Source organism: Ruegeria spongiae (assembly GCF_023502395.1).
GTDB classification, from domain to species: Bacteria; Pseudomonadota; Alphaproteobacteria; order Rhodobacterales; family Rhodobacteraceae; genus Ruegeria_C; species Ruegeria_C spongiae.
In genome coordinates this window covers 132,391-155,707 of sequence record NZ_JAMFMB010000005.1, presented here as the reverse complement: position 1 = coordinate 155,707, position 23,317 = coordinate 132,391, and the positions used below count along the sequence as shown (strand labels likewise).

The window sequence follows — 23,317 nt, the reverse complement described above, 5'->3', positions numbered from 1 at the left end:
TTGTGCGGCGCGGGCTGGTTGTCTAAACGGGTCCGACAGGACAGAACGCAGGAAAAGACAGCCATGACATTAGCATTCGTTTTTCCCGGGCAGGGCGCGCAGACCATCGGAATGGGCAAGGCGCTGGCCGAGACCTATCCAGCGGCGAAAGCGGTTTTCGACGAGGTGGACGCGGCGCTGGGGGAAAAGCTGAGTGATCTGATCTGGGAAGGCGACATTGCCGAGCTGACGCTGACGCAGAACGCGCAGCCGGCGCTTATGGCAACCTCGCTGGCGGCGATGCGCGCTTTGGAGGCCGAGGGCGTGTCGATTGACCGGGCGTCGTTTGTCGCCGGACATTCGCTGGGCGAATATTCCGCGCTGGCAGCTGCCGGGGCGTTGAGCGTGGCGGACACGGCGCGGCTGCTGCGGACCCGCGGGCAAGCCATGCAAAGCGCGGTGCCGGTGGGCGAGGGCGCGATGGCGGCTATTCTGGGTCTCGATCTGGAGGCTGTGCGCGCGGTGGCCGATGAGGCGGCGCAGGGCGATGTGTGCCAGGCAGCCAATGACAATGACCCGACCCAGGTTGTGGTGTCGGGCGCGAAGGCGGCGGTGGAACGCGCCGCGGTGATCGCCAAGGAAAAGGGCGCCAAGCGGGCGGTGATGCTGCCGGTCAGCGCCCCGTTCCATTGCGCGCTGATGCAGCCCGCCGCCGATGTGATGGCCGAGGCGCTGGCGGCAGTCGAGATCAAGGCCCCCGCCGTGCCGCTGGTTGCCAATGTGCGGGCCGAGGCGGTGTCGGACCCGGATATGATCCGGCAATTGCTGGTCGAGCAGGTCACCGGCTCGGTGCGTTGGCGCGAGAGCGTGCAATACATGGCGGCGCAGGGCGTGACCGGCGTGTGGGAGATCGGCGCGGGCAAGGCGCTGTCGGGCATGATCCGCAAGATCGACCGTGAGATCACCTCAAGCGCGGTTGGCGCGCCCGATGATGTGGCCGCTGTGCTGGCGCAATAGACAGCGAAATGTGAAGCGGGTCGCAGAAGACTATGACAAAAAATGAAATCCTTGTGCTGAGGGATGCAGCGGGAGACGTGAGACATGTTTGATTTGACGGGAAAAAACGCGCTTGTTACCGGAGCGTCGGGCGGCATTGGCGGCGACATTGCGCGCGCGCTGCATGGGGCCGGGGCCACGGTGGGCCTTTCTGGCACCCGGGTTGAACCGCTGCAGGCGCTGGCCGACGATCTGGGCGTGCACGCGCATGTGCTGCCCTGCAACCTGGGCGACGGCGAGGCGGTTGCCGCACTGCCAAAGCAGGCGATCGAGGCGATGGGCTCGGTCGACATTCTGGTCAACAACGCGGGCATCACCCGGGACAACCTGTTCATGCGCATGTCCGACGAAGACTGGCAGAGCGTGATTGACGTCAACATGACCGCCACCATGAAACTGTGCCGAGGCGTGATCCGCGGCATGATGAAGGCGCGCTGGGGCCGGATCGTGAATATCTCGTCGGTGGTGGGGGCGATCGGCAATCCAGGGCAGGCCAATTACGCCGCCTCGAAGGCCGGAATGGTGGGCTTTTCCAAGGCGTTGGCGCATGAAGTAGCAACCCGTGGCATCACAGTGAACGCGGTGGCCCCGGGCTTTATCACCACCGCGATGACCGAGAAGCTGACCGATGAACAGAAGGCCGGGCTGCTGCAGCAGGTTCCCGCCGGTCGCATGGGCGAACCGACAGAGATCGCGGCGGCGGTTCTGTATCTTGCCAGCCCCGAAGCGGCCTATGTTACCGGAAGCACCTTGCATGTGAATGGTGGTATGGCCATGTTGTAGGCCTGAAATGGGGCGGGCGGCGAAACCGTTTGCCTTGTGTGCCGACTATGTTATAGGCGGCGCACATCCCGGGGCGGAGATCATGCGCCCCGTCCTTTTGCCCGGCTAGCCGGGACTTAAACCGCCCGGACCGGGCAAAACCAAGCCAACCCGAGCGGGCAAGGGCAGACAATCGGGCCGCAGGCCCAATGTGAATGAGGAATTGACATGAGCGACGTCGCAGATCGCGTTAAGAAGATCGTTGTAGAGCACCTGGGTGTGGAAGAGGACAAAGTGACCGAGAATGCGTCGTTCATCGACGACCTGGGCGCAGACAGCCTCGACACCGTTGAACTGGTCATGGCGTTCGAAGAAGAGTTCGGCATCGAGATCCCGGACGATGCGGCCGAGACCATCCAGACATTTGGCGATGCGGTCAAATTCATCAGCGAAGCCTCCTGAGCCAGCGCTGAAGACTGATTGGAACGGCGTCTCCTTCGGGAGGCGCCGTTTTTTGTTGTTTGTTTGCCGCGCTTTGCCGGTAATTCGACGCTCGGCCTCTTGTCCGAATCTCCGGCAGATCGCACGGTCTGCCTGAGGCACAAGATCAGACGAGCAGGAAATGATCCGATCGGTCCCGATGATAAATACAGCCCGGCTGACGCTGAGCGGAATGCGGCCCGAAGACTTCGACCGCTATGCCGAGATCTGGGCGGATCCGGATGTGATTCGCTATACCGGCGGGCAGCCGCGGTCACGCGGTGAGGCCTGGACCGCGTTCCTGCGCAATGCCGGACACTGGCAGATGACCGGGTTCGGACAATGGGCGGTGATCGAGCAGAAGACCCGCAGGATGATCGGGCAGGCGGGTTTTTTCTTTACAGACCGCGCCTTGGGCGAAGATTTTGACGTATTCCCCGAGGTCGGTTGGCTGCTGGCGCCCGAGGCGCGCGGCAAGGGCTATGGCTATGAGGCGGCACAAGCTGCGCATGACTGGTTCGACCGGGTCATTCCGGGGCCGCTGGTGGCGATGATCGATGCCGACAACCCGGTGTCGCATCATCTTGCCGGGCGCTTGGGGTACGCGCCGCTCAGGGATGCGGTGATCCATGAAAAGAGCTTCAGTCTGCTCTGCCGCAAAGGACCGCCCGCCCGCATTTGAGGCATAGGCCGCAAATGGCACATTCAATGCCGAAACTGGGTGATTTCCCCGCCGCGCTTCGCGTTATGGTATGGTGAAGATTGCGTTGGCTCAGTGGAAGGGACCGGCCATGATAATTTATCCGACAATGGAACTTCAGAACGGGCATTGCGTGACCCTGACAAAGGGACGCCTTGAGGACCCGATGCTGTGGCATGTCGACCCTGTCGAAACTGCCCGCGGATGGGCGGCGGCCGGGGCCGAATACATGCAGATCACCGATTTCGATGCCATCGATGGCAAGGATGACAATGGAGAGTTGATCGAGGAAATCATCCGTGCGGCGGGCATCCCGGTGCAGCTTGGCGGCGGCATGCGCAGCCGTGAGGCCATCGAACGCTGGATCGACAAGGGGGCTGGCCGCGTGGTGGTTGGCACGCTGGCGGCGATCGAGCCGGATATGGTCAAGGAAATGGCCAAGCGATATCCCGATCAGATCGTGCTGTCGGTCGATGTCTGGCGCGGCCAGGTGATGACCGAAGGCTGGCGCAGCACCAGCGCCTTCACGCCTGAAAGTTTCATCGAAGCGTTTGACGGCGTGCCGCTGGCCGCGATCATCGTGACCGATATTGACAGCGATATGGAGGATTTGGAGGCGCAGCTTGGCCTGATCTCCGCGCTGGCGAGCCATTCGCGGACTCCGGTGATCGCAAGTGGCGTGGTCCGGTCGAGCGATGACATTTCGCGCCTGGCCTATATCCACAACATTTCGGGTGCGCTGGTAAGCAGGGCGCTGTTCTTCAAGACGCTGGACCTGAGCGATGCTCTGGCCGTGGCGCGTCAGGCCAATGAACCGGTCGCGGAATTCCGCTGATCTGAGTGTGATGCCCTTTCGCTCGCGCGCTGCCAAAATCCGCGCGCGGGCTTGCCTGCATGACCGGAAGATTTGTGGTCCTGTGCCCGTTTAGGTGGCGGATGGACACTTCCGTGACGTGCCGGACACTTGCCCCCGGCCCCCCGCGCAGGCTAAGAGCAATGACGAACATCAAAAGCAGGCATGAGGCACTATATGCGCAGAGTCGTTGTAACCGGTCTCGGATTGGTCACTCCGCTGGCAAGCGGCGTTGAAGAAACCTGGTCGAGATTGCTGGACGGGCAATCGGGTGCGGGCCCGATCACACGGTTTGATGCCGAGGCTTCGGGGGTTGCGACAACCTATGCCTGCGAGGTGCCGCGCGGTGACGGAACCGACGGCAGCTTCAATCCCGATGACTGGATGCCGCCCAAGGAACAGCGCAAGATCGAGGATTTCATCCTCTATTCCATCGCGGCGGCGGATATGGCCTGCCACGATGCGGGCTGGACCCCTGAGGACGAGGCCGACCGGCTGCGCACCGGCGTGCTGATCGGATCGGGTATTGGCGGGTTGGGTTCGATTGCCGAAACCGCCAACCTGATCAAGGACCGAGGCCCGCGCCGGGTGTCGCCCTTCTTCATTCCGGGCGCGCTGATCAACCTGGCCTCGGGGCAGGTGTCGATCCGGTTCGGGTTCAAGGGCCCGAACCATTCGGTCGTGACCGCCTGTTCCACCGGGGCCCATGCCATCGGTGATGCCAGCCGGATCATTCGGGCGGGCGATGCGGATGTCATGATCGCGGGTGGTGGAGAAGGCTGTATCTGCGAGATCGGGATTGCCGGTTTCAATGCTTGCAAGGCGCTATCGACCAAATATGGTGACGATCCGCAATCGGCCAGCCGCCCCTATGACGTGGATCGCGACGGGTTCGTCATGGGCGAGGGCGCGGGCATTGTTGTGTTGGAAGACTATGAGCATGCCAAGGCGCGCGGTGCCAAGATCTATGCCGAGGTGCTGGGCTATGGCATGTCGGGCGACGCCTATCATATCACTGCGCCCTCCGAAGATGGTGACGGGGCCGAGCGGTCGATGAATGCCGCGCTGGCCAGCGCCGGGTTGACGGCTGCGGATCTGGATTACATCAACGCGCATGGCACCTCGACCATGGCGGATACGATTGAGCTGGGCGCGGTTGAGCGGCTGCTGGGCGATCATGCGGGCGAGGTCACCATGTCCTCGACCAAATCCGCCACCGGGCATCTGCTGGGCGCGGCAGGCGCGATCGAGGCGATCTTCTCGATCCTGGCGATCCGAGATCAGGTGGCCCCACCAACGATCAATCTGGACAATCCGGCTGTGGATACAAAGGTCGATCTGGCCCCAAATGCCAAGCGGGAACGCAAGATTGATGTGGCTCTGTCGAATTCCTTTGGGTTTGGCGGCACCAATGCGAGCGTGATCTTCGGAAAGGCCAGCTAAATGTGGCGTTCTCTCGCCTCGAACATGCTGACGGTTCTGCTGGTTGGCCTGTTTCTGGTCGCCGGTGTGGTGCTGTGGGGGCAATCGCAATACCGCGCCGAAGGGCCGCTGGACAGCGCGATGTGCCTGCGCGTTGAATCCGGGTCGAACATGACCCGGGTCAGTAACGATCTGGCTGAACAGGGCGCGGTGACCAATGCGCGCATTTTCCGGATTGGGGCAGATTATCAGGACAAGGCGGGCGATCTGAAGGCGGGTAGCTTTCTTGTGCGTGAAGGCGCGACGATGGAACAGATCGTCGATCAGATCACCAAGGGCGGTGCCAGCACCTGCGGTACGGAGATCGTCTATCGCATCGGTGTGACGCGCAACCAGATGGAGATTCGCGAGTTGGATCCGCAGAGTCTGCAATTTGTGGAACTGGCCGAGTTCGAGCCGGGTGCTGATGCCGCCCCGGAGATCTATGGAGAGAAACGCGACCAGTCAGACACCCGTTATCGGATCGCGATGGCCGAGGGCGTTACCACGTGGCAGGTAGCCGAGGTGCTCAAGGGCTGGGATGTGTTGAGCGGCGAGGTTGGCGAATTGCCCGGTGAGGGCATGCTGGCCCCCGACAGCTACGAGGTGATACCGGGCACCGAGGTGGCTGCGGTTCTGCAAGAGATGCAGGACAAGCAGGTGCTGCGCATCAATGCGGTCTGGGAGAGCCGTCAGGACGGGTTGCCGCTGGCCTCGCCGGAAGAGATGCTGATCCTTGCCTCGATTATCGAAAAGGAAACCGGGCTGCCCGAAGAACGCGGGCAGGTTGCCAGCGTTTTTGTCAACCGGCTCAATCAAGGCATGAAGCTGCAGACCGACCCGACGGTGATCTACGGGATCACCAAGGGGCAGCGGGTGCTGGGGCGTGGGTTGCGGCGCAGTGAGCTTCGCCGTTTAACGCCCTGGAATACTTACCTGATCGACGGTTTGCCGCCATCGCCCATCGCCAATCCCGGATTGGCCAGTCTAGAGGCCGCCGTGGCCCCGGACGAGACCGGGTTCATTTTCTTCGTCGCCGATGGCACCGGCGGGCATGCTTTTGCGGAAACCCTGCAGGAGCACAATCGCAACGTTGCCAAATGGCGCGAGATCGAGGCGCAGCAACAGGCGAACTGAGCGCGGTCAAGACGATTGCAAACCGCTTGGCGCTGAAGTCAAAATTAGGAATTTCTTAACTGTGCCGGTCGGTTAGCCGTTGCGCGTGTTGCGTGATGTCTTGACTCTCCGCGCTTTATCACGTATAAGTTGTGTCATGCTAGAAGACATGGGTTTGCGGCCCCGGGACAGTCCCGGTGGCCGTTTTTTCATGTCTCTCGTGCGGAGATCACTCACGCATGAGGTCACGAGCAAACATGACTTTGATTACCCCGGAGGAGCGGATTTCGCGGACGGCAGACCTGTTGGCGTCGTTCGAGGAAACCATTCGCGGTCTGCGTAACGCGGCGGAAGACCTGCGCAAACAGATCGAGGCCGGGGAGGATGCAGATCTTGCTGGCGGAGCCAGGCAGTTGGGACATGTGAGCGGGTTAATCCGCGACTGCCAAAAAGTGGAGAAGAGTTTTGTCGAACTACATCAGGCCCAAACCGGAATTGCCCAGGGCGGGTACGCCCTCGACCTTGAGCAGGCTCGATTTGAAGTCGGGTGCCGACTGGCTCGCCTCCGCGCCTGCTGCCGTCAGGGAGGAATTCCTGAGTGACATCGGGGAGGGAGGGCTTTGTGCCCTCCCTTACTTATTCGAGTTCTGGGCGCTGCCGCATCAATTGCCCCCAGAAGGCGACTGGCGGGCCTGGGTGGTTATGGGCGGTCGTGGCGCGGGCAAGACCCGCGCGGGGGCGGAATGGGTGCGCTCGATGGTCGAAGGCGCGAGGCCACTGGATCAGGGCGCGGCGCGGCGGGTGGCGCTGGTGGGCGAGACCTATGATCAGGTGCGCGATGTGATGATATTTGGCGATAGCGGGATATTGGCCTGCTCGCCGCCCGATCGCAGGCCGAAATGGAAAGCCTCGGAACGCAGGCTGATCTGGCCGAACGGGGCGGAGGCGCAGGCGTTTTCGGCCTCGGACCCCGAAGCGCTGCGCGGGCCGCAGTTTGATGCGGCCTGGGTGGATGAACTGGCGAAATGGAAGAAGGCGGGCGAAACCTGGGACATGTTGCAGTTTGCATTGCGGTTGGGCGAGGCACCGCGGGTTTGTGTCACAACGACGCCTCGGAATGTGGCGGCGTTGCGGGATCTGCTCGCGTCGCCCTCAACGGTCATGACCCATGCGCCGACCGAGGCAAACCGGGCCAATCTTGCTGCTTCGTTCCTTGAGGAGGTGCGGGCGCGGTATGCGGGAACCCGGTTGGGACGGCAGGAGCTGGAAGGCGTTCTGATGTCCGATATCGAGGGCGCGCTCTGGACGTCTGGAATGTTGGAGGGGGCGCTGGTTGCGGTGCCGCCCGACTTGGACCGGGTTGTTGTGGCGCTGGATCCTTCGGTAAGTTCAGGCGCTTCGGCGGACGAATGCGGGATCGTGGTGGTTGGTGCCAAAGTGCAGGGGCCGCCGCAGGACTGGCGGGCCTATGTGCTGGCGGACCGGACAGTGAAAGGTGCTGGGCCTGCGGGCTGGGCACGGGCAGCGATTGCCGCGATGGAAGAGTTCGGGGCGGAGCGGCTGGTGGCCGAGGTCAATCAGGGCGGCCAGCTTGTCGAAGAGGTCTTGCGTCAGGTCGATCCTCTGGTGCCGTTCAAACCGGTCCATGCGGCGCGCGGCAAGGCGGCGCGGGCCGAGCCGGTGGCGGCGCTTTATGAGCAGGGGAAGGTGTTCCATACCCGCGGGCTAGGTGCGCTTGAGGAGCAGATGTGCCTGATGACCGCGCGCGGGTTTGAGGGGCAGGGATCGCCCGACCGGGTGGATGCGCTGGTCTGGGCCTTGCATGAGTTGATGATCGCTGCGGCGGTGCAGTACAAACGGCCGCGGTTGCGGGTTTTGTGACCTTTCTGAGATTATCAGAAGTTACATGAAAACAGGGCGCTCCGGATTGGGGCGCCTTTTTCTTTTGGCGTTGCGTGCGGGCGGAACGGTGGGTTCCGAAGCTTTCAACTTCTTTGCGGGATAACGGTGTCAACGAAGCGGTGAGGCGTCACTGGCGCGGTGGGCAATGAGGAGCATCACGGATGGTATTTGATTTCTTGCGGCGCGGGGCAAAGGCGGAGGCACCTGAGGCCAAGGCAAGTGCGGCCGGGCCGGTGGTTACATGGCACAGCGCGGGCCGCGTGGCGTGGAGCGCGCGGGACACGGCCTCGCTGACACGCACCGGGTTTGCGGGCAACCCGGTCGGGTTCCGCTCGGTCAAGCTGATCGCCGAGGCGGCCTCGGCGCTGCCGCTGGTCCTGCAGGATGCGGAGCAGCGCTATGAGACGCATCCGCTGCTGTCGCTGATCCGGCGGCCCAATGCGGCGCAGGGCAAGGCTGATCTGTTCGAGGCGCTGTTTGCGCAGTTGCTGTTGGCGGGCAATGCCTATGTCGAGGCCGTGCAGGGCGAGGGCGGTCTGCCGCTGGAGCTGCATGTGCTGCGCTCGGATCGGGTGAGCGTGGTACCGGGGCCGGATGGTTGGCCGGTGGCTTATGAATACGCCGTGGGCGGGCGAAAGCATCGGTTCGATGTATCGGGTCTCAACCCGGCGATCTGCCATATCAAGAGCTTTCACCCGCAGGACGACCATTATGGTTTTGCGCCGATGCAGGCAGCGGCGATGGCGGTGGACGTACACAATGCGGCCTCGCGCTGGTCCAAATCGCTTTTGGACAATGCGGCGCGGCCTTCGGGGGCGCTGGTCTGGAACGGGTCGGATGGCCAGGGCGTCATGGCCGAGGATCAGTTCCGCCGGTTGAGCGACGAGATCGAGGCGAATTATCAGGGCGCGCGCAATGCCGGGCGGCCGATGGTTCTGGAAGGGGGCCTTGATTGGAAGCCGATGGGGTTCTCGCCCTCGGATATGGAGTTTCAGAAGACCAAAGAAGCCGCCGCCCGCGAGATCGCGCTGGCCTTTGGGGTGCCGCCAATGTTGCTGGGCATCCAGGGGGACGCGACCTATTCGAACTATCAGGAGGCCAACCGGGCGTTTTATCGCCTGACCGTGCTGCCTCTGGTGATGCGGGTGGCGGCGGCGCTGTCGGACTGGCTGTCGGGGTTCAGCGGCGAGGCGGTCGAGCTGAAGCCGGATCTGGATCAGGTGCCGGCGCTGGCCACCGAGCGGGATGCGCAATGGGCGCGGGTGAACAACGCGGATTTCCTGAGCGGTGCAGAGAAACGCGCGCTGCTGGGGCTGCCTGTAGGAGAGGCGGATGGCTGAGGGGCCGGGATACGTGCCTTTTGACTGTGCGCCGGGGCTGCGGCTGGCGGCGCATGAGCGGGTCGCAGCGATCCAGCACGAGCATCTGTGCCAGCGGCTGGACCAGATGGAAGAGCTGATGCAGCGGCTGGAAAAGCGGTTGTGGCTGACGGTCTACGGGGTTGCAGCGGTGATCCTGGCGCAGGCGTTTCAATCGCTGGTGGTGGTTGCGCCATGATTTTCAAGGGTTTGCAAGGAGGTGTTCGCGAAATGAACACAGAGTTGGAACACAAGTTTGCCCGCTTTGGCGAAGGCCTGAGCGTTGCCGAAGACGCCACGATCGCGGGCTATGCCAGCCTGTTCGGGCAGGTGGATCAGGGCGGCGACCGGGTGATGCCGGGTGCCTATGCTAGGTCGCTGGAAAAGCTGGGCGCGGCGGGTCAGCGTGTCAAGATGCTGTGGCAGCATGATCCGGCCCAGCCGATCGGTGTCTGGGAAGAGGTGCGCGAGGATGCGAACGGCCTCTGGGTCAAGGGGCGGTTGCTGCAGGACACCCAGAAGGGGCGCGAGGCGGTGGCGCTGATCAAGGCGGGGGCGATTGATGGGCTGTCCATTGGCTATCGCACCACCAAGGCGCGCAAGGATGAGAGCGGCCATCGGCTGCTGACGGAACTGGAGCTTTGGGAGGTGTCCTTGGTGACCTTTCCGATGCTGCCCAGTGCGCGGGTGACGGCCAAGGGCGTGACGCCCGACGAGGCCGAGGCCTGGCGCGACATTGCCGATGTGCTGGATGGCGCAAGGCAGGACCTGGCGCAGCGATAGCGCCGCGACAAACAGCAGGAAAAGGGGTGTTCCCATGAGCAGGACCGATGCGTCGGCCTTGACCGGAGCGGCTGTGCCGCCGGTGCAGGAGGTGAAGCGGGCGATGGCTGGCTTTGTCAGCGAGTTCAAAGGGTTCCGGACGGAACTTGAAACCAAACTCAAACAAACAGAAGAGCGAGTGAGTATGCTGGATCGTAAATCTCAACTGGCGGGCCGTCCGCCTCTGGCGGGTTCCATCGAGGCGGGTCTGCCGCATCAGAAGGCCTTTGGCGACTATCTGCGTTCGGGCGATGATGACGCCCTGCGCGGTCTGGAGATGGAGGCAAAATCCATGTCCACGGCGGTCAGCGCCGATGGCGGTTTCCTGATCGACCCGCAGACCTCGGATGTGATCAAGTCGGTGCTGAAATCGACCGCGTCGATCCGCTCGATCGCGTCGGTGGTGAATGTCGAGGCCAACTCGTATGACGTGCTCGTCGACCATTCCGATGTCGGCGCTGGCTGGGCGGCTGAAAACACGCCTTCGGCTGAGACCGGCACGCCGAGCATCGACCGTATCTCGATTCCGTTGCATGAGCTGTCGGCCCTGCCGAAAGCTTCGCAGCGCCTGCTGGATGACAGCGCGTTTGAGATCGAAAACTGGCTGGCTGGTCGCATCGCCGACAAGTTTGCCCGCGCCGAGGCGGGGGCCTTTATCACCGGCGACGGCGTCGACAAGCCGCGCGGCATTCTGGATCACGCCAAGGTGGACAATGATGTCTGGGCCTGGGGCAATCTGGGTTATGTGCCGACCGGTGTTGATGGTGATATCGAGGCGGATGCGATTGTCGACCTCGTCTATGCGCTGGGTGCGGAGTACCGCGCCAATGGCAGCTTTGTGATGAATTCCAAGACTGCGGGCACCGCGCGCAAGCTCAAGGATGCTGATGGCCGCTTCCTGTGGTCCGATGGTCTGGCAGCGGGAGAGCCTGCGCGTCTGATGGGTTACCCGGTGGTGATCGCCGAGGACATGCCCGATCCCGGCACCGACAGCTACTCGATCGCCTTTGGTGATTTCGCGGCGGGCTACACCATTGCCGAGCGTCCAGATCTGCGCGTGCTGCGCGATCCGTTCAGCGCCAAGCCGCATGTGCTGTTCTATGCCAGCAAGCGTGTGGGCGGTGACGTGAGCGATTTTGCCGCGATCAAGCTGCTGAAATTCGGCACCGCGTAAGCGGAACCGAAGTGCGGGCCGGGGAACCGGCCCGTGTGCGGGCGTGCGCCGTGAAAGCCTTTCACGTTGTCTAGCTGCTCCCCTCCGTTCGAGCGACGTGGGGTGGTGCGCGTCCGCATCAATCAGGGAACGCGACCCGGAGGGGTCCGAGTTTGCGGAGTGAATCTATGATGTTGACCGAAGAAACCTCGATCCCGGATGCGGCGTTGCCGGTGGATCAGTTCAAGGCGCATTTGCGGTTGGGCACCGGGTTTGCCGAAGGGGATCTGCAGGATGGAGTTCTGCGCGGGTTTCTGAGGGCTGCAATCGCGGCGATCGAAACGCGCACGGGCAAGGTGCTGATCACGCGATCATTTTCGCTGGTTCTGAACCGGTGGCGCGATCCGTCCGGCGAGGTGCTGCCGGTGGCGCCGGTCACCGAATTGCGCTCGGTGGTTCTGGTGAACGCGTCGGGTGATGAGAGCATATTGAGTGCCGAAAGCTATCGGCTGGAGAAAGACAGCCAGCGGCCGCGGATGATTGCGGCCGGGGGAGCGATGCCGATGATCGTGCAGGGCGGATCGGCGCGGATCGCGCTGACTGCCGGGATGGCGGCGGATTGGGGCGGTTTGCCCGCCGATCTGGGTCAGGCGGTGTTGTTACTGGCCGCGCATTATTACGAGTACCGGCAGGAGACGGCCCTGGGTGATGGCTGCATGCCATTTGGTGTGACCAGCCTGATCCAGCGCTATTGCCGGATGCGTCTGGGGCTGGGAGCGGGGCAATGAGCGCGCCGCGTCTCAACCGCAAGCTGGTGCTGGAGGTGCCCTCGCGGGTGGCGGACGGGGCCGGTGGGTTCAGCGAGAGCTGGCTGGCGCTGGGCACGCTCTGGGGCGAGGTGAAAGCGCGCAGCGGCACGGTGCGCGCGCAGGCCGGGGCCACGGTTTCGCGGGTCAGCTACCGGATCGTGCTGCGCGCCGCGCCCCAGGGCTCGTCCATGCGGCCCGAGGCAGATCAGCGGCTGCGCGAGGGCGATCGGATCTATGCGATCCGGGCGGTGGCGGATCTGGGATCGGACGGGCGCTATCTGACCTGTTTCGCGGATGAAGAGGTATCGGCATGAGCTATGGCATGGCGGCGGCATTGCAGGTGGCGGTGTTTCAGCACCTCTCGGCGGATGCAGAGATCAGCGCGCGGGTCGGCACTGCGATCTATGACGCGCTGCCCTCTGGGACGGTGCCCGAGACCTATATTGCGCTGGGCCCGGAAGAGGCACGCGACCGCTCGGATGTGAACGGACGCGGTTCGGAGCATCGCTTCACGGTCTCGGTGGTTTCCGAAGCGGCGGGGTTTGCCGCGTCCAAGGAACTGGCGGGCCTGATCGGGGATGCGTTGGAGGATGCGCCTCTGACGCTGGGCCGGGGGCGGCTGGTGGGGCTGTGGTTCGAGCGCGCGGTGGCGCGGCGGACCGGCTCGGGCGGGGCCGTGCGGCGGATCGACCTGCGCTTTCGCGCGCGCGTCGAAGACAACTGAACTTTAGCTTTGGAGGCACGGATATGGGTGCTCAGAACGGCAAGGACCTGTTGGTCAAAGTGGATATGAATGGCGGTGGTCTGTTCGAAACGATTGCGGGGCTGCGCGCCACGCGGGTGAGTTTCAACGCCGAGAGCGTCGATGTGACCAGTCTGGAAAGCCAGGGTGGCTGGCGCGAGCTGTTGTCGGGGGCCGGAGTGAAATCGGCGGCGATCTCGGGTTCGGGCGTGTTCAAGGACGCCAATACCGATGAGCGGGCGCGGCAATTGTTTTTCGACGGTGAGACGCCCGAGTTTCAGGTGATCATCCCCGATTTTGGCATTGTCGAGGGGCCGTTTCAGGGGACCTCGATCGAATATGCCGGCAGCCATAATGGCGAGGCCACCTATGAGATGTCGATGGCCAGCGCCGGGGCGCTGAGCTTTACGGCGCTCTGAGACATGGCCAATCCGTGGGCGGGCGAAGTGGCCATTGAGATCGATGGCGAGCGGCGGGTGCTGAAGCTGACACTGGGAGCGCTGGCCGAGCTTGAGGCCACGCTGGAAAGCGGCTCGCTGGTGGATCTGGTGCAACGCTTTGAGGGCGGCGCGTTTTCAGGCCGCGATGTGCTGGCACTGATCGTGGCGGGGCTGCGCGGCGGGGGTGCGGATGTGACCTCTGCTGATCTGCTGCGGGCCGAGATCGCTGGCGGCCCCATGGGGGCGGCCAGGGCGGCGGCAGAGTTGATCGCGCGGGCCTTCATGGTGCCGGGCGAGACATGAGCGGGTTCGACTGGCCCGATCTGATGCGGGCTGGGATGCAAGGGCTGCGCCTGTCTCCGCAAGCGTTCTGGCAACTGACACCGGCGGAACTGCGGTTGATGCTGGGACAGGCGGCGGCGGGGCGACCTTTGGACAGGACGGGGTTGGATGCGCTGCTTGCGGCCTATCCGGATGCCGGGAATGGAGAGGATGATGACGGATAGCGACGGAATTTCTGATCTGCAGGAAAGCGGAGAGGCGCTGGGCGAAACGCTTGGCAGCACGGCGGCGATGGCCGCAGGTTTTGACACCGAGCTGCGGCGGGTGCGGTCTGCGCTTGCCGCGACCGGCAAGGATGTCGAAACGCTGGAGCGCGGCATGTCCAAGGGGCTGCGCCGGGCCTTTGACGGGATGGTGTTCGACGGGATGAAGCTGTCGGATGCGTTCTCGACCATCCGGGACTCGATGATCCAGACGGCCTATTCGGCAGCGATCAAGCCTGTGACCAACCATGTTGGGGGGCTGCTGGCGGATGGGGTTGGCAATATCATGTCGGGCATCTTGCCATTTGCGAATGGGGCAGGGTTCGCGCAGGGCCGGGTGATGCCTTTTGCCAATGGTGGCGTGGTGTCCGGGCCGGTTAATTTTCCGATGCGCGGTGGCATGGGGCTGATGGGCGAGGCCGGGCCTGAGGCGATCATGCCGCTGGCGCGCGGTGCCGACGGCAAGCTGGGCGTGCGCCAGTCGGGTGGCGGTCGGTCGGTGAATGTCGTCATGAACATTTCGACGCCGGATGCCCAGAGCTTCCGGCGCAGCCAGGGCCAGATCGCGGCGCAGATGGGCCGCGCACTGAGCCAGGGCAATCGCAATCGCTAGGGGAGAGCAGTCATGGTCAACTTTCACGAGGTACGGTTTCCCGCCTCGCTGAGCTTCGGCTCGGTGGGCGGGCCTGAGAGGCGGACCGATGTGGTCACGCTGGCCAACGGGTTCGAAGAGCGCAACTCGCCCTGGGCGCATTCGCGCCGGCGGTATGATGCCGGGCTGGGGATGCGGTCGCTTGACGATGTCGAGACGCTGATTGCGTTCTTCGAGGCGCGGCGTGGGCAGCTGTGCGGCTTTCGCTGGAAGGATTGGTCGGACTTCAAGTCGGCATCGTCGTCGGCAGAGGTGTCCTATGGCGATCAGGTGATTGGTGTCGGCGATGGCGCGCTGCGCACGTTCCGTCTGGCCAAGCTCTATCGCTCGGGTGAATTCACCTATGAAAGGCCCATCCTGAAACCGGTGCGCGGCAGCGTTCGGGTCGGCATCGAGCAGGACGAGCAGCGCGAGGGGGTGGATTTCGAGATCGACGAAACCTCGGGTCTGGTGAGTTTTGCTGTCGCGCCTGCGGCAGAGACGCAGATCACCGCCGGGTTCGAGTTCGACGTTCCGGTGCGGTTCGACACCGACCGTATCCAGACCAGCGTGGCGAGCTTTCAGGCAGGCGATGTGCCGAATGTACCAGTGGTGGAGGTTCGGGTGTGATGGCGGGTCTGACAGAAGAGTTGCAGGATCATCTGGAGAGTGGGCTGACCACCCTCAGCCGCTGTTGGGAGATCCGGCGCAAGGACGGCACGCGGCACGGGTTCACCGACCACGATTGCGATCTGGAGTTCGACGGGCTGCAGTTCCGGGCTGATACCGGCCTGACGGCCGCAGCCCTGCAGCAGGGCACGGGACTGTCGGTGGACAATTCCGAGGCGGTGGGCGCGTTGAGCGATGCCTCGATCCGGGCCGAGGACATCGAGGCAGGCCGCTATGACGGGGCCGAAGTGACCGCCTGGCTGGTGAACTGGGCAAATCCTCAGATGCGCTTGATGCAGTTTCGTGGCGCGCTGGGCGAGCTGCGCCAGGCAGGCGGTGCGTTTCAGGCCGAGCTGCGCGGCTTGACCGACCAGCTGAACCGTCCTTTGGGGCGGGTCTTTCAGAAGCCGTGTACGGCGGTTCTGGGGGATCGCTCTTGCGGGTTCGATCTCGACAAGGCGGGCTATGCCACCGCGTTGGAGGTGGTTGAGATAGAAGAAGGTGTGAAGTTCCGGTGGGGTGAATTGCCGGGGTTTGCCCCGGCCTGGTTTGAAAGGGGCAGGCTGGACGTTCTTGACGGCGCTGCCAAGGGGCTCTGGGGCACGATCAAGACGGACCGCATTCGCAACGGTCACCGCCAGATCGAGCTGTGGGAGCCATTGCGCGCTGCAGTGGCATCGGGCGACCGGGTGCGGCTTGTGGCGGGATGCGACAAGCGGATGGAAACATGCCGGATGAAGTTCAACAATCTGCTCAACTTTCAGGGTTTCCCGGATCTGCCGGGCGAGGACTGGTTGATGGCAGTGCCGAAACGCTCGGGCTCGAACAAGGGCGGGAGCCGCAGGTGAGTGCGCGTGGAACAGAAATCGTGCGGGTTGCGCGGGGTTGGCTGGGTACACCCTATCGGCATCAGGCCGCCGCTCGTGGTGCCGGGTGCGATTGTCTGGGGCTGATCCGCGGCGTCTGGCGCGAGTGCTATGGTGCTGAACCCGAGACAGCCCCGGCATACAGCATGGACTGGTCCGAGCCGCAGGGTGAGGAACGGATGTGGGCGGCAGCGCGCCGCCACCTGATCCCCTGTGAGACGGGGCCTTGGTTGCCCGGTGAGGTGCTGCTGTTCCGGATGCGGTCGGGGTCAGTGGCGAAACATGTGGGCATCCTGTCCGAGCTGGGGCCTGTGCCCCGCTTCATCCATTCCTATTCCGGGCATGGGGTGGTGGAGAGCGCGCTGAGCGCGCCCTGGCGGCGCAAGGTGGTGGCCCGGTTTGAATTTCCTGTGGAGGTGAAGTGATGGCGACGATCGTCCTATCTGCGGCCGGAGCGGCCATTGGCGGGTCCATCGGGGGCACCTTTGCGGGCCTGTCCTCGGTGGCGATTGGGCGCGCGGTTGGCGCGACGGTTGGCAGACTTATCGACAACCGATTGCTGGGGCAGGGCGCCGAACCGGTCGAGACCGGCAAGGTGGACCGGTTTCGTTTGACTCAATCGGGTGAGGGTGCGGTGGTTTCGCGGCTGCATGGCAGGATGCGGATCGCCGGACAGATGATCTGGGCCTCGCAGTTCCGCGAACATGTCTCAACCAGCGGTGGCGGAGGCGGCGGCAAGGGCGCGCCCAAACCACCGGAACCGAAAGTGACCGAATACAGCTACTCGGTGTCGCTGGCACTGGCGCTGTGCGAAGGAGAGATCGCGTCGGTTGGGCGCGTCTGGGTCGATGGCGAAGAAATCGAGCATGACCGGCTGAACATGCGCGTCTATACCGGCAGCGCCGATCAATTGCCTGACCCGACGATGGAGGCGGTCGAAGGCACCGGCGCGGTGCCTGCCTATCGAGGCACCGCATATGTGGTGATGGAGAACCTGCCTCTGGGCCAGTTCGGCAATCGGGTGCCGCAATTTTCGTTCGAGGTGGTGCGACCGGCGCAGGCGGAGGCCGAGGATTTTCGCGAGGACCTGGGCCAGGCCGTGCGCGCGGTGGCGATTGTGCCGGGGACCGGGGAATACTCGCTGGCCACAAGGCAGGTCAACTACAGCAAGGGTTGGGGGCAGCATTGGGCGGCAAATGTCCATTCGCCGACCGGGCGGACCGATTTCGTACAATCCATGAAAGCCTTGCGCGAAGAGGTTCCGGCATGCGGTGCCGTCTCATTGGTGGTGTCCTGGTTCGGCGGCGACCTGCGCTGCGGTGAATGCCGGGTCGAACCCAAGATCGAGCGGCGCGAGATCGACGGAGCCAACATGCCGTGGCGCGTGTCCGACACGGGCCGGTCCGGGGTGGCCGAAGTGCCGCGCAAGGATGGTGAGCCGATTTATGGCGGCACCCCGGCGGATGATTCTGTGGTTGAGGCGATTAAGCATCTGCAAGCGCAGGGAAAACGGGTGATGTTCTATCCTTTCATCCTGATGGATCAGGATGAGAGTAACGCGTTGTCCGACCCCTGGAGCGAGGCCGAAAGCCAGCCTGTTCTGCCCTGGCGCGGGCGGATCACGCTGAGCGAGGCTCCGGGCCGTGCGGGCAGCCCGGACAAGACGGCGGCGGCGGATGACGAGGTGGCTGCGTTCTTTGGAACCGCCCAAAGGTCGCATTTCCAGATCGCCTCGGGCCGTGTGTCTTACAGCGGCCCGCAGGAATGGAGCTTTCGCCGGTTCATCCTGCATTACGCGGCGCTATGTGCGGCGGCGGGGGGTGTTTCGGCGTTCTGCATCGGTTCTGAAATGCGGGGGCTGACCCAGATCCGAGGCGCGAACGGCTTTCCCGCGGTTGACGCGCTGCGGCAGTTGGCGGCGGATGCGCGCGCGATTCTGGGGCCTGATACAAAGATAAGCTATGCGGCGGACTGGTCGGAGTATTTCGGCTATCAGCCGGGCGATGCGCCCGGTGATCGGTATTTCCATCTGGACCCGCTCTGGGCGGATGAAAACATCGACTTCATCGGGATCGACAACTACATGCCGATGGCCGACTGGCGCGACGAGGATGACCACCTGGACGCGCAGGCGGGGACAAACTCGATTTATGACATCGGTTATTTGCAGTCGAATATCGAGGGCGGCGAGGGGTTTGATTGGTATTATGCCTCATCCGAGGCACGGGCGGCGCAGGTCCGCACGCCGATCACAGATGGCGATCATGACGAGCCGTGGGTCTGGCGCTACAAGGATTTGCGGAACTGGTGGTTGCAGCGCCATTTCGAGCGGATCGGCGGGGTTCGGCAGGCGCAGCCAACCGACTGGGTGCCGGGGTCAAAACCGTTCTGGTTCACCGAGCTGGGCTGCGCGGCCATCGACAAGGGTCCGAACCAACCCAACAAGTTTCTGGATCCGAAATCCTCTGAATCCAGATTGCCACACCATTCCAACGGTTTGCGCGACGACTTTGTTCAAATGCAGTATCTGAAGGCGGTTCTTGGCTATTGGGCGCAGCCTCAGCACAATCCTGTCGCAAGTGACTATGACGGGCGCATGATCGACATGGCGAATGCCTATGTCTGGGCTTGGGACGCCCGGCCATTCCCGGTCTTCCCCAATAATCGTGAGCAATGGAGCGATGGTGGCAACTATGCGCGCGGGCATTGGCTGAACGGGCGGGTGAGCAACAGGTCGCTGGCATCTGTTGTGTCCGAGATTTGTCGCGCGTCCAATCTGGTGGACGATCTGGATGTCTCGGAACTCTGGGGCGTGGTGCGCGGCTATGTGCTGGATCAGGTCGAGGACGCGCGCGCGGCGTTGCAACCTCTGATGCTGCGCTACGGCTTCGATGCGATCGAGCGCGACGGCAAGCTGGTCTTCCGACTACGCGATGGCAAGCAGGCCATCAAAATCCTGCCCGAACAGTTTGCCGCGAGCGGCGAGTTGGACGGCGATGTTGAATTGCGCCGCGAAGGTGAGGTGGACATGACCGGGCGGGTGCGGTTGCGCTTCGTGCAAGCGGGCGGCGATTTCGATGCGATCTCGGAAGAGGCGATTCTGCCCGATGATGCGACCCATGCAGTGGCGACAAGCGAGATACCGCTCGCCCTGACACGCGCCGAAGGGCGTCAGACGGTGGAACGCTGGCTGGCCGAGGCACGCGTATCGCGCGACACGGCCCGGTTTGCGTTGCCACCGTCGAAATTGGCGCTGGGCGCGGGGGATGTCGTGCAATTGCCGGCACCAGACGGCAATACGGCGCGCTACCGCGTGGACCGGGTCGAACAGACCGATCTGCAACTGATCGAGGCGGTGCGGGTCGAGCCCGGCATTTATGAGACCACCGAAATGGCCGAGGATGTGCCCGCGCTGCGCGCCTTTGCGCCGCCCTTGCCGGTCACGCCGATGTTCCTGGACCTGCCTTTGATGACCGGGGACGAGGTGCCGCATGCGCCTTATCTGGCGGTTGCGGCCGATCCCTGGCCGGGCTCGGTCGCGGTATACCGGTCGTCCAGTGACGAGGATTACGAATTGGGCGAGATCATCGCGGCGCAATCGGTGATCGGGCGGACAGAGACCCCACTGTTCCGGGCGCGGCCCGGGTTGTGGGATCGCGGCGCGGATCTGCAAGTGCGGCTGATTTCCGGGGAACTGGAGTCGCGGGGCGCAGAGGCGTTGCTGAACGGCGCGAATCTGGCGGCAATCGGCGACGGGTCGAGCGGCAATTGGGAACTGCTGCAGTTCGCGGAAGCCGAACTGATTGCACCCGAGACCTATCTGTTGCGCAACCGGCTGCGGGGGCAGTTGGGCAGTGACGCGCTGATGCGCGATGTCTGGCCCGAGGGATCGGTCTTTGTGCTGCTCGACCGCACGGTCACGCAACTGGGTCTGTCGAGTTCCGAGCGCCGGATCGCGCGTCATTTCAGGATCGGACCTGCGGGGCGTGGCTATGATGATCCCGTATACCTGTATCGGGTCGAAGCCTTTGACGGCAACGGGTTGCGGCCCTATGCGCCGGTGCATCTGCGGGCTGATCCTGTTGCCCAGGGCCACAAGCTGAATTGGATTCGCCGCACCCGGATCGATGGCGACAGTTGGGACGCGCCGGAGGTGCCATTGGGTGAGGAAAGCGAGTCCTATCTGCTGCGGGTTCTCCGGGGTGGTTCGGTGCTGCGCGAGGCGACGCTCGGCGCGCCGGAATGGGTCTATACCGCTGCCATGCAGGCGCAGGACGACACACAGAGCGGTGTGCGGATCGAGGTGGCGCAGGTTTCGGCGCGTTTCGGGTCGGGGCCATTTGCGGGCCTGAATTGGGGGCAGTAAGCCGGTGTTGCCGGTTCTGCATGGTGATGTCAGCAATGCCGCGCGCGCCTTGCTGACGGTCGCACCCGGCGCGCGCCGGCGGGCCGGTGCCCGGCTGGTGGCGGAGGCCGCCGAAGCCGCTGCCCATGTGGCGCAAACCGGGCGGCTGCACCCGCGATATGGTAACGGATCGCTGATGGCGGCGGCGCGCAAAACCCGGCTTGCGGATGAGCCGGGTTTTGACGACCCGGATTACTGCGCCTGCGTGATCGAGGTCCTGCGGGCGGTGATGCGCTATCGCGGCGCAAAAGGGGCCATGTGAAAGACTGTCACGATTACAGAGCGTTGGCAGAAAATTGAACCTGGACCGCTTTCGGCAGGCCGCATTTTGCGCTACATATAAGAACTGCGCAATTTAGGAGGCAGAGCGATGGCCGAAACGCGTGCAAATATTTCTCCTGTCGATCCGGTCTGGGATCAGATCACCAAGGAGGCAGAGGAAGCAGTGCGGGACGAACCCCTGATGGGGGGGTTGGTGCATGCCTGTATCCTGCACCACCGGTCGTTGGAAAAAGCGCTGTCTTATCGGATCGCGGCCAAACTGGCCTCAAACGAGATGTCGATGGTGATCCTGCGCGAGATCGCGGATGACGCTTATGCCAGATCTTCGGAACTGGTCGAGGCGGCGCGCGCCGATCTGGTCGCGGTGTATGAGCGTGACCCCGCCTGCCACCGTTTGCTGCAGCCAGTGCTCTATTTCAAAGGCTATCAGGCGATGCAGGGCTATCGCATCGCGCATTGGTTGTGGAACCAGGGCCAGCACGATCTGTCCTATTTCTTCCAGATGCGGATATCCGAGATTTTCGGGATCGACATTCATCCCGCCGCACGGATCGGCAAGGGGATCATGATCGACCATGCGCATTCAATCGTGATCGGTGAAACGGCTGTGGTGGGAGATAATGTCTCGATGCTGCATTCGGTCACCCTTGGGGGCACCGGCAAGGAAGAAGAGGACCGTCACCCCAAGATCGAAGACGGGGTGCTGATCGGTGCCGGCGCCAAGGTGCTGGGCAATATACGCGTGGGCCGGTGCAGCCGGATCGCCGCCGGGTCGGTGGTTCTGTCCGAAGTGCCGCCTTGCAAGACGGTTGCCGGTATCCCGGCCAAGATTGTCGGAGAAGCGGGTTGCGACCAGCCTGCGGTCAGCATGAACCAGATGTTTCGATCCGGCTTGTGATGGCACGCCACCGCTGAACCGGGCTCAAGACTTGAAAACGCCGCCGGGCTTCGGCGGCGTTTTATGTGTTTGGCGATGCTTCAGGCCAGCATCATCATCGGGTTTTCCAGATTATCGACAATGGCTTGCAGCAGTTGCGCACCAAGCGCCCCGTCGATGACCCGGTGATCGACCGACATGGTGACCGACATCACGGTGGCCACGGTCAATTCGCCGTCCTCCCCGACAACCGGTTTCTTGACGCCCGTTCCCACCGCCAGAATACCGGCATGGGGCGGGTTCACGATGGCATCGAAATTGTCGATACCGAACATGCCAAGATTGGAGATCGCAAAGCTGCCGCCCTGATATTCATGCGGCGCGAGTTTGCGGTCGCGGGCACGGGCGGCGAGGTCTTTCATTTCCGCCGAGAGCGCCGAGAGCGATTTCATGTCGGCGTCTTTCAGGACCGGCGTGAACAGGCCACCTTCGATCGCGACGGCAACGGCGACGTCGGAGGGCTTCAGCTGGAAGACACGGTCTCCGGCCCAGACCGCGTTGCATTCGGGGACTTGTTGCAGCGCGTTTGCCATCGCCTTGATGATGAAGTCGTTGACGCTGAGCTTGGTGCCGCGCGATTCCAATTGCTTGTTCAATTGGCTGCGGAACTTGAGTAGTGCATCGAGCTTGATGTCGCGGCGCAGGTAGAAATGCGGGATCGACTGTTTCGCTTCGGTGAGGCGCGCGGCAATGGTCTTGCGCATGCCGTCGAGTGCGATTTCCTCATATTCGCGGCCCTCATACATGCGGGCGACCATGTCGGTCGAGGGGCCGCTTGCCGGGGCTACAGCAGGGGCAGCAGCGGCGGGAGCGGCAGCAGGTGCAGGTTTTGTGGCCGAAGGGCTGGCCCCTTCCACATCGGCTTTCACGATGTGGCCATGCGGGCCGGAGCCGCCGATCTGGCTGAGGTCGAGGCCCTTCTGGGCGGCGATGCGGCGGGCCAGCGGTGAGGCGAAGATGCGGGTGCCATCACTTGTCTGGGACGCGGCCGGGGCAGGGGCGGGCGCCGCGGAGCCCCCTGCGGGGGCCGCCTTGTCGCCCGCGTCAGCCGCTGGCGCGGCTTCCGGTGCCTTGGCCGGGCTGGCGGCGATGTCATCAGCGCTTTCGCCCTCTTCCAGCAATACGGCGATGGCGGTGTTCACCTTCACGCCCTCGCTGCCGTCGGGGACGAGGATCTTGCCGATTATGCCTTCGTCAACCGCCTCGAACTCCATCGTGGCCTTGTCGGTTTCGATCTCGGCCAGCAGGTCGCCGGACGACACGGCATCGCCCTCCTTGACCAGCCATTTTGCCAGCGTGCCTTCCTCCATGGTCGGGGACAGGGCGGGCATCAGGATTTCGGTGGGCAT

27 protein-coding genes are annotated in these 23,317 nt (G+C 63.6%); 26 read left to right on the top strand and 1 reads right to left on the bottom strand.

The window, feature by feature from the left end:
• Positions 1–63 precede the first annotated feature (63 nt).
• The 26 genes from fabD to cysE all read left to right on the top strand — a co-directional run bounded on the left by fabD (position 64) and on the right by cysE (position 21,929).
• Positions 64–996 (top strand): ACP S-malonyltransferase, encoded by a 933-nt coding sequence (gene fabD / locus M3P21_RS06200; RefSeq protein ID WP_249707736.1) that lies wholly within the window; start codon positions 64–66, stop codon positions 994–996.
• Between the two features lie 84 nt (positions 997–1,080).
• The gene (gene fabG / locus M3P21_RS06195; RefSeq protein WP_249707735.1) at positions 1,081–1,818 is read left to right on the top strand and encodes a 3-oxoacyl-[acyl-carrier-protein] reductase; all 738 of its coding nucleotides are present in this window, start codon (positions 1,081–1,083) and stop codon (positions 1,816–1,818) included.
• A 207-nt stretch (positions 1,819–2,025) separates the two neighbouring features.
• Positions 2,026–2,259, top strand: a complete 234-nt coding sequence (locus tag M3P21_RS06190) for an acyl carrier protein (RefSeq protein WP_005982462.1) — start codon at positions 2,026–2,028, stop codon at positions 2,257–2,259.
• A 160-nt stretch (positions 2,260–2,419) separates the two neighbouring features.
• Entirely contained in the window at positions 2,420–2,959 is a 540-nt protein-coding gene (locus M3P21_RS06185; RefSeq protein ID WP_249707734.1) for a GNAT family N-acetyltransferase, read from the top strand.
• Positions 2,960–3,068: 109 nt separating this feature from the next.
• Positions 3,069–3,812, top strand: coding sequence for a 1-(5-phosphoribosyl)-5-[(5-phosphoribosylamino)methylideneamino]imidazole-4-carboxamide isomerase (locus M3P21_RS06180; protein WP_249707733.1), 744 nt, complete (start codon positions 3,069–3,071; stop codon positions 3,810–3,812).
• A gap of 195 nt (positions 3,813–4,007) precedes the next feature.
• On the top strand, positions 4,008–5,273 hold the full coding sequence (fabF, locus tag M3P21_RS06175; protein WP_249707732.1) for a beta-ketoacyl-ACP synthase II: 1,266 nt from the start codon (positions 4,008–4,010) through the stop codon (positions 5,271–5,273).
• Complete coding sequence (gene mltG / locus M3P21_RS06170) at positions 5,274–6,428, top strand: endolytic transglycosylase MltG (RefSeq protein ID WP_249707729.1); 1,155 nt, start codon at positions 5,274–5,276, stop codon at positions 6,426–6,428. It abuts the gene before it with no gap.
• Between the two features lie 236 nt (positions 6,429–6,664).
• Positions 6,665–7,009: a hypothetical protein gene (locus tag M3P21_RS06165; protein ID WP_249707727.1), complete on the top strand. Its 345-nt coding sequence runs from the start codon at positions 6,665–6,667 to the stop codon at positions 7,007–7,009.
• The gene (locus tag M3P21_RS06160; RefSeq protein WP_249707726.1) at positions 6,945–8,288 is read left to right on the top strand and encodes a DNA-packaging protein; all 1,344 of its coding nucleotides are present in this window, start codon (positions 6,945–6,947) and stop codon (positions 8,286–8,288) included. Before M3P21_RS06165 ends, M3P21_RS06160 begins: the two co-directional genes overlap by 65 nt.
• A gap of 182 nt (positions 8,289–8,470) precedes the next feature.
• Positions 8,471–9,649: a phage portal protein gene (locus tag M3P21_RS06155; RefSeq protein WP_249707725.1), complete on the top strand. Its 1,179-nt coding sequence runs from the start codon at positions 8,471–8,473 to the stop codon at positions 9,647–9,649.
• Positions 9,642–9,866 carry a GTA head formation protein, RCAP_rcc01685 family gene (locus M3P21_RS06150; protein ID WP_249707724.1) on the top strand — a complete coding sequence of 75 codons (225 nt, stop codon included), beginning with the start codon at positions 9,642–9,644 and terminating at the stop codon, positions 9,864–9,866. Before M3P21_RS06155 ends, M3P21_RS06150 begins: the two co-directional genes overlap by 8 nt.
• Positions 9,867–9,898: 32 nt before the next feature.
• Positions 9,899–10,450: an HK97 family phage prohead protease gene (locus M3P21_RS06145; protein WP_249707723.1), complete on the top strand. Its 552-nt coding sequence runs from the start codon at positions 9,899–9,901 to the stop codon at positions 10,448–10,450.
• Between the two features lie 34 nt (positions 10,451–10,484).
• Positions 10,485–11,663 carry a phage major capsid protein gene (locus tag M3P21_RS06140; protein ID WP_249707722.1) on the top strand — a complete coding sequence of 393 codons (1,179 nt, stop codon included), beginning with the start codon at positions 10,485–10,487 and terminating at the stop codon, positions 11,661–11,663.
• Positions 11,664–11,830: 167 nt separating this feature from the next.
• Positions 11,831–12,430: a head-tail connector protein gene (locus M3P21_RS06135; RefSeq protein ID WP_249707721.1), complete on the top strand. Its 600-nt coding sequence runs from the start codon at positions 11,831–11,833 to the stop codon at positions 12,428–12,430.
• Positions 12,427–12,765: a phage head closure protein gene (locus M3P21_RS06130; RefSeq protein WP_249707720.1), complete on the top strand. Its 339-nt coding sequence runs from the start codon at positions 12,427–12,429 to the stop codon at positions 12,763–12,765. Before M3P21_RS06135 ends, M3P21_RS06130 begins: the two co-directional genes overlap by 4 nt.
• Positions 12,762–13,175: a DUF3168 domain-containing protein gene (locus M3P21_RS06125; RefSeq protein WP_249707718.1), complete on the top strand. Its 414-nt coding sequence runs from the start codon at positions 12,762–12,764 to the stop codon at positions 13,173–13,175. The genes M3P21_RS06130 and M3P21_RS06125 overlap by 4 nt, the downstream gene beginning before the upstream one ends.
• 23 nt (positions 13,176–13,198) lie before the next feature.
• Complete coding sequence (locus M3P21_RS06120) at positions 13,199–13,612, top strand: phage major tail protein, TP901-1 family (RefSeq protein WP_249707716.1); 414 nt, start codon at positions 13,199–13,201, stop codon at positions 13,610–13,612.
• 3 nt (positions 13,613–13,615) lie between these two features.
• Positions 13,616–13,936, top strand: coding sequence for a gene transfer agent family protein (locus M3P21_RS06115; RefSeq protein ID WP_249707715.1), 321 nt, complete (start codon positions 13,616–13,618; stop codon positions 13,934–13,936).
• Positions 13,933–14,139 (top strand): rcc01693 family protein, encoded by a 207-nt coding sequence (locus tag M3P21_RS06110; protein ID WP_249707714.1) that lies wholly within the window; start codon positions 13,933–13,935, stop codon positions 14,137–14,139. The genes M3P21_RS06115 and M3P21_RS06110 overlap by 4 nt, the downstream gene beginning before the upstream one ends.
• The gene (locus M3P21_RS06105; RefSeq protein ID WP_249707713.1) at positions 14,129–14,791 is read left to right on the top strand and encodes an RcGTA-type gene transfer agent tail tape measure protein; all 663 of its coding nucleotides are present in this window, start codon (positions 14,129–14,131) and stop codon (positions 14,789–14,791) included. Before M3P21_RS06110 ends, M3P21_RS06105 begins: the two co-directional genes overlap by 11 nt.
• 12 nt (positions 14,792–14,803) lie before the next feature.
• Positions 14,804–15,439, top strand: coding sequence for a DUF2460 domain-containing protein (locus M3P21_RS06100; protein WP_249707712.1), 636 nt, complete (start codon positions 14,804–14,806; stop codon positions 15,437–15,439).
• A complete protein-coding gene (locus tag M3P21_RS06095; RefSeq protein WP_249707711.1) occupies positions 15,439–16,326 on the top strand; it encodes a phage/gene transfer agent baseplate hub protein in 888 nt (295 codons plus the stop codon). Before M3P21_RS06100 ends, M3P21_RS06095 begins: the two co-directional genes overlap by 1 nt.
• Positions 16,323–16,769, top strand: a complete 447-nt coding sequence (locus tag M3P21_RS06090) for an NlpC/P60 family protein (protein ID WP_249707710.1) — start codon at positions 16,323–16,325, stop codon at positions 16,767–16,769. Before M3P21_RS06095 ends, M3P21_RS06090 begins: the two co-directional genes overlap by 4 nt.
• On the top strand, positions 16,769–20,710 hold the full coding sequence (locus tag M3P21_RS06085; RefSeq protein ID WP_249707709.1) for a baseplate multidomain protein megatron: 3,942 nt from the start codon (positions 16,769–16,771) through the stop codon (positions 20,708–20,710). Before M3P21_RS06090 ends, M3P21_RS06085 begins: the two co-directional genes overlap by 1 nt.
• A 4-nt stretch (positions 20,711–20,714) precedes the next feature.
• Entirely contained in the window at positions 20,715–21,011 is a 297-nt protein-coding gene (locus M3P21_RS06080) for a DUF7742 family protein (protein ID WP_249707708.1), read from the top strand.
• A 108-nt stretch (positions 21,012–21,119) separates the two neighbouring features.
• Complete coding sequence (cysE, locus tag M3P21_RS06075; protein ID WP_249707707.1) at positions 21,120–21,929, top strand: serine O-acetyltransferase; 810 nt, start codon at positions 21,120–21,122, stop codon at positions 21,927–21,929.
• An 80-nt stretch (positions 21,930–22,009) separates the two neighbouring features.
• Here the strand turns inward: cysE and M3P21_RS06070 are convergent, their stop codons facing one another.
• Positions 22,010–23,317, bottom strand: coding sequence for a pyruvate dehydrogenase complex dihydrolipoamide acetyltransferase (locus M3P21_RS06070; RefSeq protein ID WP_249707706.1), 1,308 nt, complete (start codon positions 23,315–23,317; stop codon positions 22,010–22,012).

Bases quoted from the DNA above. Each gene is read 5' to 3' on its own strand.
- fabD (WP_249707736.1), top strand. From the start codon at position 64: ATGACATTAGCATTCGTTTTTCCCGGGCAGGGCGCGCAGACCATCGGA.
- fabG (WP_249707735.1), top strand. From the start codon at position 1,081: ATGTTTGATTTGACGGGAAAAAACGCGCTTGTTACCGGAGCGTCGGGC.
- M3P21_RS06190 (WP_005982462.1), top strand. From the start codon at position 2,026: ATGAGCGACGTCGCAGATCGCGTTAAGAAGATCGTTGTAGAGCACCTG.
- M3P21_RS06185 (WP_249707734.1), top strand. From the start codon at position 2,420: ATGATCCGATCGGTCCCGATGATAAATACAGCCCGGCTGACGCTGAGC.
- M3P21_RS06180 (WP_249707733.1), top strand. From the start codon at position 3,069: ATGATAATTTATCCGACAATGGAACTTCAGAACGGGCATTGCGTGACC.
- fabF (WP_249707732.1), top strand. From the start codon at position 4,008: ATGCGCAGAGTCGTTGTAACCGGTCTCGGATTGGTCACTCCGCTGGCA.
- mltG (WP_249707729.1), top strand. From the start codon at position 5,274: ATGTGGCGTTCTCTCGCCTCGAACATGCTGACGGTTCTGCTGGTTGGC.
- M3P21_RS06165 (WP_249707727.1), top strand. From the start codon at position 6,665: ATGACTTTGATTACCCCGGAGGAGCGGATTTCGCGGACGGCAGACCTG.
- M3P21_RS06155 (WP_249707725.1), top strand. From the start codon at position 8,471: ATGGTATTTGATTTCTTGCGGCGCGGGGCAAAGGCGGAGGCACCTGAG.
- M3P21_RS06150 (WP_249707724.1), top strand. From the start codon at position 9,642: ATGGCTGAGGGGCCGGGATACGTGCCTTTTGACTGTGCGCCGGGGCTG.
- M3P21_RS06145 (WP_249707723.1), top strand. From the start codon at position 9,899: ATGAACACAGAGTTGGAACACAAGTTTGCCCGCTTTGGCGAAGGCCTG.
- M3P21_RS06140 (WP_249707722.1), top strand. From the start codon at position 10,485: ATGAGCAGGACCGATGCGTCGGCCTTGACCGGAGCGGCTGTGCCGCCG.
- M3P21_RS06135 (WP_249707721.1), top strand. From the start codon at position 11,831: ATGATGTTGACCGAAGAAACCTCGATCCCGGATGCGGCGTTGCCGGTG.
- M3P21_RS06130 (WP_249707720.1), top strand. From the start codon at position 12,427: ATGAGCGCGCCGCGTCTCAACCGCAAGCTGGTGCTGGAGGTGCCCTCG.
- M3P21_RS06125 (WP_249707718.1), top strand. From the start codon at position 12,762: ATGAGCTATGGCATGGCGGCGGCATTGCAGGTGGCGGTGTTTCAGCAC.
- M3P21_RS06120 (WP_249707716.1), top strand. From the start codon at position 13,199: ATGGGTGCTCAGAACGGCAAGGACCTGTTGGTCAAAGTGGATATGAAT.
- M3P21_RS06115 (WP_249707715.1), top strand. From the start codon at position 13,616: ATGGCCAATCCGTGGGCGGGCGAAGTGGCCATTGAGATCGATGGCGAG.
- M3P21_RS06110 (WP_249707714.1), top strand. From the start codon at position 13,933: ATGAGCGGGTTCGACTGGCCCGATCTGATGCGGGCTGGGATGCAAGGG.
- M3P21_RS06105 (WP_249707713.1), top strand. From the start codon at position 14,129: ATGACGGATAGCGACGGAATTTCTGATCTGCAGGAAAGCGGAGAGGCG.
- M3P21_RS06100 (WP_249707712.1), top strand. From the start codon at position 14,804: ATGGTCAACTTTCACGAGGTACGGTTTCCCGCCTCGCTGAGCTTCGGC.
- M3P21_RS06095 (WP_249707711.1), top strand. From the start codon at position 15,439: ATGGCGGGTCTGACAGAAGAGTTGCAGGATCATCTGGAGAGTGGGCTG.
- M3P21_RS06085 (WP_249707709.1), top strand. From the start codon at position 16,769: ATGGCGACGATCGTCCTATCTGCGGCCGGAGCGGCCATTGGCGGGTCC.
- cysE (WP_249707707.1), top strand. From the start codon at position 21,120: ATGGCCGAAACGCGTGCAAATATTTCTCCTGTCGATCCGGTCTGGGAT.
- M3P21_RS06070 (WP_249707706.1), bottom strand. From the start codon at position 23,317: ATGCCCACCGAAATCCTGATGCCCGCCCTGTCCCCGACCATGGAGGAA.